General features: G+C 54.1%; 17 protein-coding genes. 14 read left to right on the forward strand and 3 right to left on the reverse strand.

The window, feature by feature from the left end:
* Positions 1–26: 26 nt before the first annotated feature.
* Complete coding sequence (locus ACPUC8_RS07085) at positions 27–599, reverse strand: flavin reductase family protein (RefSeq protein ID WP_494925896.1); 573 nt, start codon at positions 597–599, stop codon at positions 27–29.
* A 245-nt stretch (positions 600–844) separates the two neighbouring features.
* On the opposite strand from ACPUC8_RS07085, the gene ACPUC8_RS07090 reads away from it, so the two are divergent.
* The 13 genes from ACPUC8_RS07090 (at position 845) to ACPUC8_RS07150 (ending at position 13,541) form a co-directional block, all read left to right on the forward strand.
* Positions 845–1,759 (forward strand): LysR family transcriptional regulator, encoded by a 915-nt coding sequence (locus tag ACPUC8_RS07090; RefSeq protein ID WP_039336952.1) that lies wholly within the window; start codon positions 845–847, stop codon positions 1,757–1,759.
* A 108-nt stretch (positions 1,760–1,867) separates the two neighbouring features.
* Positions 1,868–3,295 carry a M20 family metallopeptidase gene (locus ACPUC8_RS07095; protein WP_058971060.1) on the forward strand — a complete coding sequence of 476 codons (1,428 nt, stop codon included), beginning with the start codon at positions 1,868–1,870 and terminating at the stop codon, positions 3,293–3,295.
* A 17-nt stretch (positions 3,296–3,312) separates the two neighbouring features.
* Entirely contained in the window at positions 3,313–4,905 is a 1,593-nt protein-coding gene (locus ACPUC8_RS07100; RefSeq protein ID WP_052206284.1) for an ABC transporter substrate-binding protein, read from the forward strand.
* A 12-nt stretch (positions 4,906–4,917) separates the two neighbouring features.
* On the forward strand, positions 4,918–5,988 hold the full coding sequence (locus ACPUC8_RS07105; RefSeq protein WP_494925897.1) for an ABC transporter permease: 1,071 nt from the start codon (positions 4,918–4,920) through the stop codon (positions 5,986–5,988).
* Positions 5,985–6,920 (forward strand): ABC transporter permease, encoded by a 936-nt coding sequence (locus ACPUC8_RS07110; RefSeq protein ID WP_052206286.1) that lies wholly within the window; start codon positions 5,985–5,987, stop codon positions 6,918–6,920. Before ACPUC8_RS07105 ends, ACPUC8_RS07110 begins: the two co-directional genes overlap by 4 nt.
* Positions 6,913–7,776: an ABC transporter ATP-binding protein gene (locus ACPUC8_RS07115; RefSeq protein ID WP_039336955.1), complete on the forward strand. Its 864-nt coding sequence runs from the start codon at positions 6,913–6,915 to the stop codon at positions 7,774–7,776. Before ACPUC8_RS07110 ends, ACPUC8_RS07115 begins: the two co-directional genes overlap by 8 nt.
* Positions 7,773–8,537, forward strand: coding sequence for an ABC transporter ATP-binding protein (locus tag ACPUC8_RS07120; RefSeq protein WP_494925898.1), 765 nt, complete (start codon positions 7,773–7,775; stop codon positions 8,535–8,537). Before ACPUC8_RS07115 ends, ACPUC8_RS07120 begins: the two co-directional genes overlap by 4 nt.
* A 2-nt stretch (positions 8,538–8,539) precedes the next feature.
* Positions 8,540–9,463: a serine hydrolase domain-containing protein gene (locus ACPUC8_RS07125; protein WP_494925899.1), complete on the forward strand. Its 924-nt coding sequence runs from the start codon at positions 8,540–8,542 to the stop codon at positions 9,461–9,463.
* Positions 9,460–10,746, forward strand: a complete 1,287-nt coding sequence (locus tag ACPUC8_RS07130) for an MmgE/PrpD family protein (protein ID WP_494925900.1) — start codon at positions 9,460–9,462, stop codon at positions 10,744–10,746. The genes ACPUC8_RS07125 and ACPUC8_RS07130 overlap by 4 nt, the downstream gene beginning before the upstream one ends.
* A gap of 149 nt (positions 10,747–10,895) precedes the next feature.
* Positions 10,896–11,327 carry a hypothetical protein gene (locus ACPUC8_RS07135; protein WP_494925901.1) on the forward strand — a complete coding sequence of 144 codons (432 nt, stop codon included), beginning with the start codon at positions 10,896–10,898 and terminating at the stop codon, positions 11,325–11,327.
* A 5-nt stretch (positions 11,328–11,332) separates the two neighbouring features.
* Positions 11,333–11,881, forward strand: coding sequence for an RNA polymerase sigma factor (locus ACPUC8_RS07140; RefSeq protein ID WP_494925902.1), 549 nt, complete (start codon positions 11,333–11,335; stop codon positions 11,879–11,881).
* Positions 11,882–12,354: 473 nt separating this feature from the next.
* Positions 12,355–12,681: a gamma-glutamylcyclotransferase family protein gene (locus ACPUC8_RS07145; RefSeq protein WP_039337143.1), complete on the forward strand. Its 327-nt coding sequence runs from the start codon at positions 12,355–12,357 to the stop codon at positions 12,679–12,681.
* 71 nt (positions 12,682–12,752) lie between these two features.
* Positions 12,753–13,541 carry an MBL fold metallo-hydrolase gene (locus ACPUC8_RS07150; protein ID WP_039337141.1) on the forward strand — a complete coding sequence of 263 codons (789 nt, stop codon included), beginning with the start codon at positions 12,753–12,755 and terminating at the stop codon, positions 13,539–13,541.
* Here the strand turns inward: ACPUC8_RS07150 and ACPUC8_RS07155 are convergent, their stop codons facing one another.
* Complete coding sequence (locus ACPUC8_RS07155; RefSeq protein ID WP_494925903.1) at positions 13,542–14,438, reverse strand: ABC transporter six-transmembrane domain-containing protein; 897 nt, start codon at positions 14,436–14,438, stop codon at positions 13,542–13,544. It lies immediately after the preceding gene.
* A gap of 90 nt (positions 14,439–14,528) precedes the next feature.
* Here ACPUC8_RS07155 and ACPUC8_RS07160 point away from each other — a divergent pair, with 90 nt between their 5' ends.
* Positions 14,529–15,101 carry a TetR/AcrR family transcriptional regulator gene (locus tag ACPUC8_RS07160; RefSeq protein ID WP_039337138.1) on the forward strand — a complete coding sequence of 191 codons (573 nt, stop codon included), beginning with the start codon at positions 14,529–14,531 and terminating at the stop codon, positions 15,099–15,101.
* Between the two features lie 18 nt (positions 15,102–15,119).
* On the opposite strand, the gene ACPUC8_RS07165 is transcribed toward ACPUC8_RS07160, so the two are convergent.
* Complete coding sequence (locus ACPUC8_RS07165; RefSeq protein ID WP_039337136.1) at positions 15,120–15,323, reverse strand: hypothetical protein; 204 nt, start codon at positions 15,321–15,323, stop codon at positions 15,120–15,122.
* Between the last annotated feature and the right edge of the window lie 235 nt (positions 15,324–15,558).

Below are 15,558 nucleotides of genomic sequence, written 5' to 3' on the forward strand. Positions count from 1 at the left end.
GACGTTATAAACAGCGGGATTCACGGTTACTCAACATCCAGCAGTGAACCCGTTTTATAGAAACGTTTGCCCGCGATATAGTGCAAACTGGGCATCTCATCAGGCGCATCTTCGAATAACCAACGCCCTTGTTTAAACACGCGGTTATCCGCCCAGGCGCCTTTTATCTCGCCAATAAACAGGTCGTGATCGTTCTGGTTTTGCGGCAGAGGAATAAGTTCGCAGTATAACCAGGCTGCACATCCCGCGACCAAAGGCAGTTCACTGTCCGGTAACTGGAAGAGTTGCACTCCGGACGCCGCCAGTTTGTCCGTTTCACCGCTGCGAGAATGCGTACCCAAATAATGCACCATCTCTGCCTGACCTGCGGTCGGGACGTGAATCACAAATTTATGGCTCTGCTCAATGAGTTTGCGGGTGAAGGTGGATTTGTCGAGAACCACGGTCAGCTTCGCCGGTTTGAATTCCAGGCCACACACCCAGGAGGCAGACATCACGTTGTCAATGCCATCATGGTGTGAAGAAACCAACGTCGTCGGGCCGTGGTTAATCAGACGATACGCTTTTTCCAGTTCAACAGGTTCGATATGGGAAGTCATGTGTCATTTCCATCTTATTGGGTTCAATCATATTAATGCACTCATCAATAACATTTTACCCTTAGCGGGGAAACCTCACTGCACCCGGCAGGTGCAACAATTGCTCCACGCTATGCTGTTCCTGCGTGTATATCCCTTGAAATAACGCGATCCGTCCATTAATAAAGCCTGGCGCATTTCTTGCCTGTAACAAAAGGTGTCTACCGCTGAAGCTGTTTTCCCATTCATCCAAAGAGGTCAGTGCTATGGAGTTGAAATGGTTCGAAGATTTTCTCAGTGTTGCCCGTTGTTATAGTTTCACTCGCGCCGCAGATGAACGGCATATCACCCAGTCGGCGCTTAGCCGTCGTATTCGCCAGTTAGAAGAGTGGCTGGGGGTGCCGCTATTTGATCGCAACACCTATCCCGTTACCCTCACCCCGGAAGGACAAACCTTTCTCGCGACCGCCAGCGAAACGGTATTTTCTATGACACATCTTCGGCATGACTTGCATCAGCGCTACAGTTCGCGCACTGCCGTGCTGCGCTTCGCGATGTTAAATACCCTTTCGCTGACCTTCTTCCCGGACTGGATCCAACGACTCAATTTGCAACCCAATCTGAGTTACATCCGGTTATGTAACCAAAAGCCGACCTTCGCAGAGCATATCGCCACCTTGCACAGTGGTGAAACCGATTTTCTCCTCACTTATGCGCATGATGCGGTGTCGCTGATCCACCAACTCGCCCCTTATCCCATGGTGCAGTTAGGGCGTGAACGCGCTATCGCCGTCTGTCGTCCAGATAGCGGTGGTAAGCCTCTCTATCCGGTGAGCGCTGACGGCGGTGCTATTCCCTGGCTGAGTTATGGCCAACACACCTTTTTCGCCCACGCGCTGGCGCAAATGTTGATCAAACGCCCGCTGCCACTTGAACCGGTATATGAAAACGGTATGTCGGTGAATCTTAAAGCCATGGTCCTGGCCGGTGGCGGCGTGGCGTGGTTGCCGTTGAGCTTGATTCATGAAGAGTTGGCCAGTGGCAGTTTGGTGCGAGCAGATGACAGCAGTTGGGACATTTCACTCGCGATCCGGCTCTATCGCCAGCCCATTTTGCAAAACCCGCAGGCAGAACAAATCTGGCTGCGCGCCTGTAACGGAGAGGCCGTTAACGCCGCTTAACCGAAACTATGCCGTTTTGGAATGGGGGGTGTGAATTGCTCATTGGCTTTAAAACGCTGAAGTACTCCATTGTGGTGGCTCATCCTGATGAATCAGCGGAGAGCCACAATGGAAAACAAAGCGTTAGTCTGGAAATGGGTTGAAGAACATCAAGCGGTGTTTTGCGACTTAAGCGATCGTGTCTGGGGTATGCCGGAAATTTGTTATACCGAATATCGCTCAGTGGCTGAACATACCGCCATGTTGCAACAGCAAGGTTTCCGCGTGACGGAAAACGTGGCAGACATTCCCACCGCCGTGATGGGCGAGGCCGGAGATGGTGGTCCTATTATCGCTTTCCTCGGCGAATATGATGCGCTGCCGGGCCTAAGCCAGGCTGCGGGTGTCGCCAGTTACTCCCCGCTTCCAGGCAATGGCAATGGTCACGGGTGTGGACACAATTTGCTGGGTTCAGCCGCCATGCTGGCCGCCACCGCATTGAAATCCTGGCTTGAAGAGTCAGGCTTACCTGGTCGCGTGCGTTACTACGGCTGCCCGGCAGAAGAAGGCGGTGCGGCGAAATCATTTATGGCACGCGCCGGCGCGTTTGACGGTGTCGATGTGGCGATTACCTGGCATCCAAGCGCACATCATGAAGTGGCCAAACCGCTGTCACTGGCGAATACGCGTATGGATTTCGCCTTCCGTGGCCGTTCATCTCACGCGGCGGCCTCCCCCCATCTGGGCCGTAGCGCGCTGGACGCCGCAGAATTGATGAACGTTGGGGTGCAGTTTCTGCGTGAACACGTGCCGCAAGATTCACGCATTCACTATGCCTTCCTTGATGCAGGCGGTGTGGCGCCAAATGTGGTTCAGGCCAAATCAACCGTGCGTTATGCCATTCGCTCCCGCGATGTGCACGCCATGTTTGAACTCAATGAGCGCGTAAAACGTGTGGCGCAAGGTGCTGCCATCATGACCGATACCGAAGTGGATATCAGCATCATGAGCGCTGTCTCAAACCTGTTGGGCAATCGTCCACTGGAAGAAGCGATGCAGCGCAATCTCGAAGCCCTGGGGCCAGTGCCTTTCGATTCGGCTGACCTGGCGTTTGCCGCTGAAATTCAGGCCACGCTGACAGCAGAAGAGATTGATAACTGCTATCGCAAAACCGGCATTAAGCCAGCGCAGCCTAAACCCCTCAGTGATTACATCATCCCGCTTGATACCCACGGTGAAGTGATGATCGGTTCGACCGACGTGGGCGATGTCAGTTGGGTGATCCCCACCGTGCAGGCGCACGTTCCGACCATGGCCATTGGCACACCTGGCCACTCCTGGCAGCTTACCGCTCAGGGAAAAATGCCGGCCGCCCATAAAGGTTTAGTGCATGTTGCCAAAGTGATGGCCGCCACCGCCGTGGATGTACTCACCGACAAAATGCTGCTGGCGCAGATGAAAAAAGCGCATTTCGAGCAAGTAAGCGAAAAACCTTACCACTGCCCCATTCCCGCCGAAGTCAAACCCCCGATCCAGCCGCGCCCGGACAACCTATAACGCCTCAGGAGAGATGCATGAAAATTACCACATTGACTGCCGCACTGATGCTGGCAGCGGCTTCCTGCGCTTCCACGCAGGCGGCCACACCGGCAGATTCGCTGGTGATGGCATGGAATATTGATGCCATCAGCACTTGGGACCCGGCTCAGATTGGCGAAGTGGTCACCAGTGAAATTTACTCCAATACCTGTGACACGCTGGTCGATTTCCGGGTGAGTGATGAAACGCAACTCGATCCGGCATTGGCCAAAAGCTGGGAGGTGTCAGCGGATCGTAAAACCATCACCTTCCATTTACAGGACAACCTGAAGTTTGCCGATGGCTCAGCGGCCACCGCAGGCGATTTAGCCTGGTCGATGCAGCGTGTGGTGAAACTCGGCTACGGCAATGCGGCGGCGATCAAGGAGTACGGATTTGATAAAGATAATGTCGACAGCCGTATCACGGCACCGGATGACAAAACACTGGTTATGACCTTCGACAAAGCCTATCCCACCAATCTGGTGCTGCAGGCGATTGCGGCCAATAACGTCTCCTCATTAATCAACCGTAAAGAAGTCGAGAAACAGGCGGTAGACGGGGATCTTGGCCATAAGTATCTCTCCACGCACACTGCCTGCGTGGGTCCCTATCAGTTGGTACGCTGGAATGCCGGTGAAGGTGTGGTGTTGCAGGCCACGCCAAACTACTGGGGCACCGCACCGGTGCTAAAACGCATTTTGATCCGCCATGTGGCTGAGACCGGCACCCAACGGCTGCTGGTCACACAGGGTGATGTTGATATCGCCCGCGATCTCTCGGCAGACGATCTGAAAGCGCTGGATGAAGGTGGCAAAGTTAAAGTCGAAAAAGTCCTGAAACCTCAGCTGTTTTTCTGGACCTTCAACAACGAAGACCCGATTTTCAAAAACGCCAAAGTGCGCCTCGCCATGCGTTATCTGATTGATTACGACGGACTGGCAAAAAGCGTGATGCCTTATCTCGGCGTACCCCGTGCCAGCTTTGTCCAGCAGGGAGCTTTCGGCGCGCTGGATGCTAAACAGGGCCAACCTTTCCATCTCGACCTGGATAAAGCCAAACAGTTATTGACCGAAGCGGGCTACCCTAACGGTTTTAGCACGGCGGTGTTGTTCGGCACCTTACCCCACTCAGCCCCCATCGCCCAGAGCGTGCAGCAGAACGCGGCGAAAATCGGCGTGAAACTCAACCTGGAACGCATGGCAAACGCCCAGCTGTTTAGCCGTGTGCGTGGTCGTGAATTCCAGAGTGCCATGATGGCGTGGCAAACCTCAGTGCCCGATGCCTACGGCAACGCCTCACGTTTGGTGTACAACCCGGACAACAGTAAAGAAGCGCGTGCCACTCAGTATCCCAGCTGGCGTGCGGCTTATTACGATCCGCAGATGAACCAAAAAGTGGAGACCGCTTTACTGGAACCGGATGACGCCAAACGTATTGCCCTGTATGCCGACTTGCAGAAAGAGCAGATGCAGCAAGGCCCGATGGCCATCATGTTCCAGATGTATAACAGCGCGGGGATTAGCCCTGCAGTGAAAAACTGGACCTGGAACGGTTTTCGCGTCTGGTACGGTGCCGCAAGCAAATAAAGGAGGTGGCTGATGTCACAGGTAACCTTGCCCGTTGCGCATAACTCCCCCTCCGCTGGCTGGCGTCTGTTAAGACGCCTCGCTCGCGGGCTGATCTCCATTATCTGCACCCTGATCGGCCTGGCGGCATTGACCTTTTTCATCGGTCGGCTGCTGCCTATCGACCCTGTGGTGGCGATTATCGGTGATAACGCCAGTCAGGAAGCGTACGACAAGATGTTCCACCAGTTGGGGTTAGATCTGCCGTTATGGCAGCAGTTTGTTGATTACGTCTGGCAACTGCTGCACCTCAATTTTGGGGTTGCCCTCACCACCAGCCATCCGGTGGCCCAGGATATCGCCCGCGTGTTTCCTGCCACGCTGGAGCTGGCAACCGTGGCGGCAATCATTGGTGTGGGGTTTGGCGTTCCAGCAGGCGTATACGCAGCGATGTACCGCAACACTTGGTTTGATCACGTGATTCGTTTTATTGGACTGCTGAGTTATTCCACCCCGCACTTCTGGCTCGGCTTGATGGGATTATTGTTGTTCTACGCCACCTTAGGTTGGATCGGCGGCCCTGGGCGTATCGACTTTATTTACGAATTTGATCTGCACCCCGTTACCGGATTCTGGCTGATCGACAGCGCGCTTAGCGGTAACTGGGAGGTCTTTCGCAACGTGTTCGGTCACATCATCCTGCCGGCATCCATTTTAGGGCTCAGCGCGCTGGCTTATATCAGCCGTATGACACGCAGTTTTATGCTGGAGCAGCTTTCACAGGAGTACATCATCACCGCGCGGGTTAAAGGGATGTCTTGGGCACGCTGCGTCTGGGTTCATGCCTTTCGCAATATTACTGTGCCAACGCTGACGGTGGTGGCGCTTTCCTGGGCATGGCTGCTGGAGGGGGCTGTTTTAACGGAAACGGTGTTTGCCTGGCCGGGCTTTGGCCGCTATCTCACTAACGCCTTGCTGGCGGGTGATATGAACGCGGTGGTTGGCTGCACGTTATTGATTGGTGCCATCTTTGTGGCGATCAATCTGCTGTGTGACCTGCTCTATCGCCTGTTTGATCCGCGCACGCGTCAGGAGGAAGCATGACTGATTCTGTGAATAAACCTTTGAACATTCCCGTCTCACATGGACTGCGCGCCTGGCTGCGCGACCCCGCACCACAGTCACCATTTCAGGCGAAGATGCAATTAATGTGGATTCAATGGCGGCGTTTTTGTGCCAACCACTCTGCTCTGTTTGGCCTGTTAGTGTTGCTGGTGATTGTGTTCGCGGCGTTGTTCGCGCCTTGGCTGGTGAATCACGATATCTATGTGCAAAACCTCGCTCAACGTTTGCAGCCGCCCTCCTCATCACACTGGCTGGGCACCGATGAGCTGGGACGAGATATGTTCAGCCGCCTGATGTATGGCGCACGCATCACGTTGTATATCGCGGGACTCACTGCGTTGATCATTACACCCATCGGCCTGCTGGTCGGGACGACCGCGGGCTACCTTGGCGGTTGGGTCGATACCGTACTGATGCGCCTGGTGGATATCTTCCTCGCGTTTCCGAGCCTGATTCTGGCGCTGGCGTTTGTGGCCGCGCTGGGTCCTGGCATAGAGAACGCGATAATTGCCATCTCACTGTCGGCGTGGCCGCCGATTGCTCGCCTGGCCCGCGCCGAGACTTTGGCCATCCGCAAAATGGATTACATTGCGGCGGTCCGGCTACAAGGGGCATCGGCCTGGCACGTTATCGTCCACCATATTGTACCCATGTGCCTGCCCTCAGTGGTGGTGCGCGTCACGCTCAATATGGCCGCCATCATCCTTACGGCTGCGGGCCTTGGCTTTCTGGGCCTGGGGGCACAAGCACCCAGCCCCGAATGGGGGGCCATGCTGGCATCCGGACGCGAGTTTATGCTGACCAATGGCTGGATAGCCGCCATCCCCGGTTTAGCGATTCTCTTCACCAGTCTGGCCTTCAACCTGTTGGGTGATGGTCTGCGCGACGTAATGGATATCCGCCATGAATAATCTGCTGCAGGTGAAGAACCTGAGTATCGTCTTTCGTAGTGCACACGGTGAACAGCACGCGGTGCGTGACGTCTCTTTTCAGGTTGGCCGCGAGAAAGTGGCGATTGTGGGTGAATCCGGGTCGGGTAAATCACAAACCTGCCGTGCGTTACTGCAACTCACCCCGAAGATTGGCCGCGTCAGCGCTGAGAAGATGCAGTTTGGCGAGATTGATTTGCTGAACAGCAGTGAAAAGCAGATGCGCCAGATCCGGGGTAACCGCATCTCAATGATCTTGCAAGATCCCCGTTTTTCGCTCAATCCATTGATGCGTATGGGGGAACAGGTGGCCGAGGCTTACCGCTTGCATCATCGCGTCAGTAAAAGCGAAGCCCGCGAACGCGCCATGTCGATGCTGGAGTCGGTCCACATTCGTGACGTGGCAAAAGTTGCCCGGCTTTATCCACATGAAATCTCCGGTGGCATGGGCCAGCGCGTGATGATTGCCATGATGTTGATCCCGGAACCAGATCTGATCATCGCCGATGAACCGACCTCGGCGCTGGATGTCACCGTGCGTCAGCAGGTGCTGAGTATTCTCAACGAGCAACTTGCACGGCGGCAAACCGGTTTGTTGTTTATTAGTCACGATCTCAACCTGGTCTCACGCTTTTGCGATCGTGTGCTGGTGATGTATGCCGGGCGCATCGTCGAGGAGATCCGCGCGGATCGTCTGGAGCAGGCGCAGCATCCGTATACCCAAGCCCTGCTCGCCAGTCAGCCACGCCTGCATCAACCGCTGGAGATGCTGCGCGTGCCCACACGTGACGCCAGTTGGCTGACCGGTCCCTGCTTTCGAGATGGAGTCGCGATATGAATCCCATTCTTGGTGCACAGCGCAGTATTGAGATGGTAGACGTCAGCATTGCCTTTGGAAACGGTACTCAACGCCGTCAGGTGGTAGATAACGTGAGCCTGATGCTGGCTCAGGGTGAGTGTTATGGGCTGATCGGCGAATCCGGTTGTGGAAAATCAACGATATTGCGCGCGTTGGCGGGTTTAAACCACGACTATCAAGGACACATCCTGTTCAACAACAAGGAACAGCAGCCGCAGCGTGACAAACCTTTCTATCGTCAGGTGCAGATGGTGTTTCAGGACCCTTATGCGTCATTGCACCCTCGCAAGATGGTTTGGGCCAGTCTGCGTGAACCGTTAAAACTGCACGGGCTGGATCGTCACGAAGCGCGTATCAATGAGGTGCTGCAGGCAGTGGGTCTCTCGGATGCTTTTCGTTATCGCTACCCCCATCAGTTATCCGGCGGCCAACGTCAGCGGGTGGCGATTGCCCGAGCGCTGATCCTCGAACCCTCTGTGCTGTTACTGGATGAACCCACTTCCGCATTGGACGTTTCGGTACAGGCGGAAATCCTCAATCTGCTGAGAAGCATGCAACGACAGCGCAACCTGACTTATCTGATGGTCACCCATGACTTAGCGGTGGTGACGCACCTGTGCCGTCGCATTGGCATCATGCATCAAGGAAAATTACTCGAAGAGCTGAGTGACGACAGTGTGCGTCAGGGCGATGCGCGCGAGGCTTATACCCGTGAGTTTTTAGCAGCCAGTGAGGCCTAAGTATGTTTGAAAAACTTCAACAGCAGTTAGCGACGCAAGCCACCGCCGTGCTGCTGGTCGCGCGGGGTCATGAAACACTTTTTCGCTGTGGTGATGTGGCCCAACGCTATCCCTGCCATTCCATGCGTAAAAGCTTTTTGAGTGCGTTGATTGGCTGTGCCGCTGCGGAAGGACTGTTCGATATTTCACTCAGCTTACAGGCGATGAATATTGACGATCGCGAAGCGCTCAGTGACAGCGAAAAACAGGCCACGCTGTACGATCTCCTGACCGCGCGTTCGGGTATTTACCATCCAGCCAACTACGAAACGGCCTGGATGCAGCGCATCAAACCACCGCGTCACTTGCATGCGCCAGGAGAAAACTGGTGTTACAGCAACTGGGATTTCAACGTGCTGGGCACGGCCTATCGGCAGCTGACTGGTGAAGCCATTAATCAGGCATTTGCACACCGCATTGCCGATCCGATTGGCATGCAGGATTACCGGAAACAAGAAGATAGCTGGCTTGAGCCGGGCGTTTTTTCCGACCATCCCGCCTATCCATTTACCCTCTCCAGCCGCGATCTGCTGCGTTTCGGTCAGCTGTTCCTGCAAAAAGGACGATGGAACGATCAACAGGTGATTCCAGCGCACTGGGTCAGGACCAGCACGCTGCCGATTTCTCACGCCGGGGACCGTGGCGCCTACGGCTACATGTGGTGGGTGACTCGTGACGGGGTTGCCTGGCCAGAGGTGATTCTGCCCGCAGGAAGTTACTCTGCACGCGGCGCGGGCGGACATTTTTGTTTGGTGATCCCCAGTCATGATTTGGTGATCGTGCATCGTGTTGATACCCGCATACCCGGCCAAGAGGTAAACCGTTTTCAGATCGGCAACCTGTTGCACACGCTATTTACGGCTCTCGATATGGAGGTGACATCATGACGTTAATTGAAACGCTGGCGCAGTGGTGCGCGACGCCACCGCCCTTTTCTCCCCGCGCTCGCCAACTGGCCTGCGAGGCAATCACAGATACGCTGGCATGTTTGGTGGCTGGCCGTAGTGATTTTTCAACCCAGGCGGTACAACAGGCGTGGCCTGACACGCAACGTACTCCGTCGCAGGATGCGTTAATGAATGCTACTGCCGCACACGCCATCGACTTTGATGACAATTTTGCGCCAGGTATGAGTCACGCATCCGCTGTCTTGGTTCCGGCACTGCTGGCTGTCGCTAAGGATTCAACCGGTCCAACGTTGATACGCGCTTATCTCATTGGCTTGCAGGCTCAGGCCTATATCGGTGAGGCCATCGGCTATCAGCATTACACGGCGGGTTGGCACGGGACATCAACGGTCGGTTGCATCGGCAGTGCGGCAGGTGTGGCCGCCTTAATGGGGCTGGATGCCGCGGGAATTGCCCGTGCTTTAAGCATCGCGGTTAGCCTGGCCAGCGGCGTTAAAGGGCAGTTCGGCACACCGTTAAAACCGTTTCACGCTGGGATGGCGGCGCGGAACGCGGTTGATGCCGCGACACTGGCGAAAACCGGTATGCAGGGGCGACTGGATATCATTGAGTGTGCTCAGGGCTTTGCGGAGTTGTACGCCGGAATACTCAACCAACCCTCATTGCCAGGCGCGGAACAGCATGTGATCGAATGCATCGGAGTGATGCCGAAAAAGTACCCGTGCTGTGGCTCTACGCATCGCATTCTTGATGCCATCGTTGATCTCCAACAACAGCAAAGGTTGAACATCGACGATATCGAAAGCGTGCATTGTCAGGTGGGCATTGCTAACTGGCGCAACCTGGCTTATCACCAGCCGGAAGATGAGATGCAGGCACGTTTTTCCATGCAATATTGTGTCGCGATGATGTTGAAACACGGCACGTTGAGCGTGCAGGATTTTACCCTGGAACGCGTGCAACAACAGAGTGAGGCCAGTCAGTTGGCGATGATTACCCTCGATCCCTGGACTGCCGAACAGGAAGCTGAAAGCCGGGACTTGCCCCACGTTCTGACGTTACGCTTCAAAGATGGGCAGGAAATCGTGCATTCAAGGCGACGTGCTCGCGGCACGCTCGATGAGCCCTTCAGCGCCAGTGAACGCCAGGCAAAGTTTTACGATTGCTGTGCTGAAGTGGTAGATGCGCCGGCACTCTATCAAATGTTGCTGAGGTTAGATCAGCAAACGGATCTGCGTTTCCTTCGTCAATTGATGGTTTGAGCTTGCGGCTCATACCGCGTTGGAATGAGCCAAAACAGTGAGAATCAGAATTTTTTTAAAAAGAATGCATTTACCCAGCAATATTTGCATCGCTCATTCGTCTACCTCATTACCAGGCGATTTCCGCTAATGTAATGAGGAACAACACAATGAGAGATTTTGATATGCACAGACACCACCGTGGTCACCCTTTTACCCGCCACCGGATGCTGAAACCGCTGCTGCTGGGTGCGGTGTTGATTGCCGTGCTGGGCTTGCTTGTCATGTCGTTATGGAATGCCATTCTTCCCGCCATTATCGGCGTGAAGAGCATCGGTTTTTGGCAGGCGATAGGTCTGCTGGCACTGTGTCGCATTCTGTTTGGCGGATTAGGTTTCCGTCCGGGCATGTTCGGTATGGCGCGTCGCCGGATGCACGAACGTTGGATGCAAATGAGCCCCGAGCAGCGTGAGGAGTTTATGCAGCATCGCCGCGAGGGATTTCGTCGCGGTCGCCGAGACCGCTGTGACCGACATGGCCGTCGCGATGAGGCCCGCGATCAGCCAGACCAACGTGCTCCGCAATCTCCAGACGCCGAGTAAGCCACATGGCGCAGGATTCACTGCTGCTGTCAGCACTCAGCGCCTGCCGCAACAAATTGCGGGCATTTATTCGCGGCCACACTGCGGTGAGCGAAGATGCTGACGATATTTTGCAAGAGGTGACATACAAACTGATGCAGGTGGAACAGCCAGTTGAGAATGTGGCGGCGTGGCTATTCCGTGCAGCACGTAATGAAATGACCGACCGGGCACGAAAAAAACGTGAGCTGCCGCTGGCCGAGTTGTTCACTGGTACTGAAGAAGAAGACTTTCCCGAAGATGAACTGGCGGAAACGTTATTCGGCGTGCCGCAAACACCGGAAGATGACTATCTTAAAACGCTGCTGTGGGAGGAACTGGAAGCCGCCTTAGCCGAAATTCCTGAGACACAGCGCGAGGTGTTTGAGAAAACTGAGTTGCTGGATTACAGCTACAACGAGCTGGCTGACGAGATGGGTGTGAGCGTACAGACGCTTTTATCACGTAAGCACAAGGCGGTACTCTATTTACGAACACGGTTACGCAGTGTGTATGATGATTTGACCCAGGAATAAGCCATCTTCTTCTGGCACGTCTAAACGCAGACCCTACGAAAACCGCGCACGATCGTCGTAGGGTCGCCATAAATGGCGTCATGTTCGTCAGTTAAGCGACCGATGATAACGCCGTCTGGGGCCGCACCGGGGCTATCCGCAGCGCTGAGACTTTTACGTTGTGCCAGGAGCCCCACGCGGGGAGGCGTGGGGCAGTTCGCGGCCGACCATGAATGGTCATCCGCGAACGGTCCGTCCGGCACGACGTGGAAGTCGAAGGTACCGCTTTAGCGGCGCGAGGACTGCCCAGAGGGGGCAGTAGTGGCGGCAGAGCCCGCACTGAAAAGACAGGCCACTTATCAATAACCAGCCAGTGTTCTTTACTGACGAGCATTGCGCCATTTATGGCGACCGGGCAACCCGCTTAATCTTGTGGGTGACAATTCAGTCATCGGCGGCTAGAGTCACTCTTTTAATTGATTTTACGAGGGAAAATGAAACCTTTATTTGTGTACGGCACCCTACAACCTGGACACGTCAATGCCCACATCCTTGAGAACATCGGCGGTGAATGGCTGGCGGGAACGGTTAAAGGGCTGTTCTATGAACGTGGTTGGGGTGCAGCTGCGGATTTTCCCGGCATCGTGCTGGACAAGCATGCGGGCACCGTTGCGGGATCGTTATTCTTTTCGCCAAATCTGACGTCACACTGGCCGATGCTGGATGAGTTCGAAGATGGTTATGATCGGGTTGATGTTGAAGTCACCACCCTTGATGGCCAAAAGATCACCGCGTGGATTTATCAGTTGCAGCCGCGATAAGCCCGCTCCAGATCTCAAGCACGGCATGGGACGGAGGCTACAATGAAAGAACACTTTCTGAGGAGCCTGGCATGATCAAACTCTGCACCGCGTGCAGCACCTCATATGATGATGACAGCATCACTGCTTGCAAAATATGCGAAGATGAACGGCAATTCGTCCCAGCCAGTGGGCAACAGTGGCTGGCTTTTTCCGCTTTGCGTGCATCACACCAAAATAAGTGGCAGCAGCATCAAGCAGGCTTATTGAGTCTACAGACAGTACCCGCTTTCGCTATCAATCAACGCGCTTTTTTACTACAAACGCCGCATGGCAATATTTTATGGGATTGCATCGCCAACCTGGATGATGCCACGGAAACCCTCATAAAGGCTTTGGGCGGAATCCATGCCATTGCCATTTCACACCCCCACTATTACAGCACCTTGCAGGACTGGGCGGCAGCATTCAAAGCGCCGGTCTATCTGCACGCGGATGATCGGCAGTGGTTGATGCGGCAAAGTCCTTATATTCAATGGTGGCAAGGTGATGATCTTGAGCTTCTGCCACAAGTCAGACTGCTGCGATTGGGCGGTCATTTCGCCGGTGGAACGGTACTCCATTGGGCACAGAATGAAGGCATCGTATTGAGTGGGGATATTGTACAGGTGGCACCTGGTGCGAACACCGTATCCTTTATGTGGAGCTATCCGAATATGTTACCGCTCTCCGCCGCGACCGTGAGCACCCTGGTTCAGCGTCTGGATAAGGTGCAATTTAACCAAATTTATGGTGCGTTCGCCGGGAGGGAAATCACCCAAGATGCACAAAAAAGGGTTAAAGAGGCAGCAGCGCGATATATCCGCTGCCTGCAGTCATGATTACCCCGCCAGCCCGGTATTGACGCGCTTGCCAATCTCTTTGAGCTGGGAATATTTCTCAAGCAGTGCCGGGCCATCATCCAGGCTCATGGCGAACATCCACAAATAGGTCATGACGGAGTAAATGTGCCCGGCAGTCATGCCGCCTTTTAACGCCATCACGGTAATCGTGATACCAAACAGCAGCGCAGCAGCCACGCCAATCGATAAATAGCTGATGGCTTCGCGGTCGGATAAGCGGATGCGCACACGCGCCAGGAAATGATAATGACGCTGCAGCTTTTGCTCACCGGCGCTGCTGACAAAGCCCACTTCCCGCTCCAGCCTGTCGTTCATTCGTGCAATCAGTGACTCGTTGGTGCGCGTGTAACGCGGCAAAAAGCAGGCAAACAACAGCAGTATTGTCAGGCAGACTAATCCAGCCCAAGGTTCGATGGTCAACAACATCACTACTGCCCCGCACATTGAGGCGGTTGAAGTAATCAGCATCGGTAAGTGAGTTTCAAAAAAATCCACAAACTGGCGTGACAATGTCACTCTGGCTGCAATAGCCGAATGGCTATGCGCTTCTCCGCGCTGGGCAAGTATCACGGGAACGGCCAAACCGGCATAAATGCGGGCGAAGGTGCGGGTATCCATGGTGCGGCGCGCTGCGCCAATCATCCACATCACCAGCACCAGCCCAGCATAAAATAACCCATGCAGTGCGTGACCGTGCATGATGGCGTTGATGGCAAAACCCGCCAGCAAGGGATAAAGCAGGTACACCACATTCTCAGCGATAACCAGCATCAGCGTGAAAAGTAATTTTTTCTTGTTACGTTTAGCCAGGACTTTCAGGGTATTCAGCGCGCTGTGCGACGCTACGTTTTCGAGGTTTTCAGGTATGATTTGCATAGGATTACATTTAAATTGAGGCTTTTGAGCAACTGCTCAAAAGTGGCAAAATTGTATTTGAGCAGTTGCTCAAAGTCAACGGTGGTAGTGATGAAAGAAGCGGCAGCAGAGTTACGCGAGAAGATTCTGGATACAGCGGTTGCGCTGTTTATTGAAAAGGGATTAGAGAATGTCAAAACGCGCGAGTTAACCACTCAACTTGGATTATCTCGCAGCCATATCTACCACTATTTCCCCGACTGGGCGTCGCTCAGCCTCGAAGCCTGCGCAAGGTTCGCACAACAGGATCTGCAAGACTTTACGCATGAGATCAATGCGTTACCCTTCCCCCAGCGTCTGAACGCTTTTATCGCCAGCTATTTGCCAAAGGAACCGGATGCTGTATGGCAGCTCTACAGTTCGCTGTGGCGCAAAGCCACAACGGAAACGGCCTATGCAGAATTGGCCACACAACTGACGCGGCAATGGCAGGCATTAATGGCAGGGATTATTCGTGACGGCATCAGCGCGGGTGTCTTTCGCGAAGCGAATGCAGAACAGGTGGCGCGTCAGCTCAGCGCAATGCTAAACGGCTATGCGGATTTACTGATTGTGGTGCAAGAGACTGAAGCGCGGGAACAGGCGATAAACGATCTGCATGCCTTTATTAAACTCGCGCTTTAAGGTGTTGAACGGTACGTTTTAGGAAGTGGTCAGGGAATTCTCGGTGGTGGCAACGAAAAACTCATCGCGCTTTTCAATGGTGACACCCCGGTCGCGCCAGTAAGCGGCCATGGTAAAAAACGCATCGCTGGTAAGAGTAAAGCCAATGATAACTGAAGGGTGCTTACCACTTGCCAGCAACGTATTCAACTGCTCCATATCCAACGCTTTAACAGACTGCATCATCCTCTCCTGATCTATAACAAGATAATCTGCGGCAACAGATTATCTTGTAAGTCCCTGAATGCACAATGCAGTTATATTAATATGACAATTTGCAAAAATTCCCAATTCCAATAATCACAACATCAACAAAAACCCATGCCAGCGCTGATGAATGAGATCGATCTCATTTACGCGCTGCGCTTTAACAGCCCTTGCGTGATAAAAATACTGTGTTTTTACTGAATGGTTTCAT

This window comes from Pantoea sp. CFCC18177 (assembly GCF_059412425.1).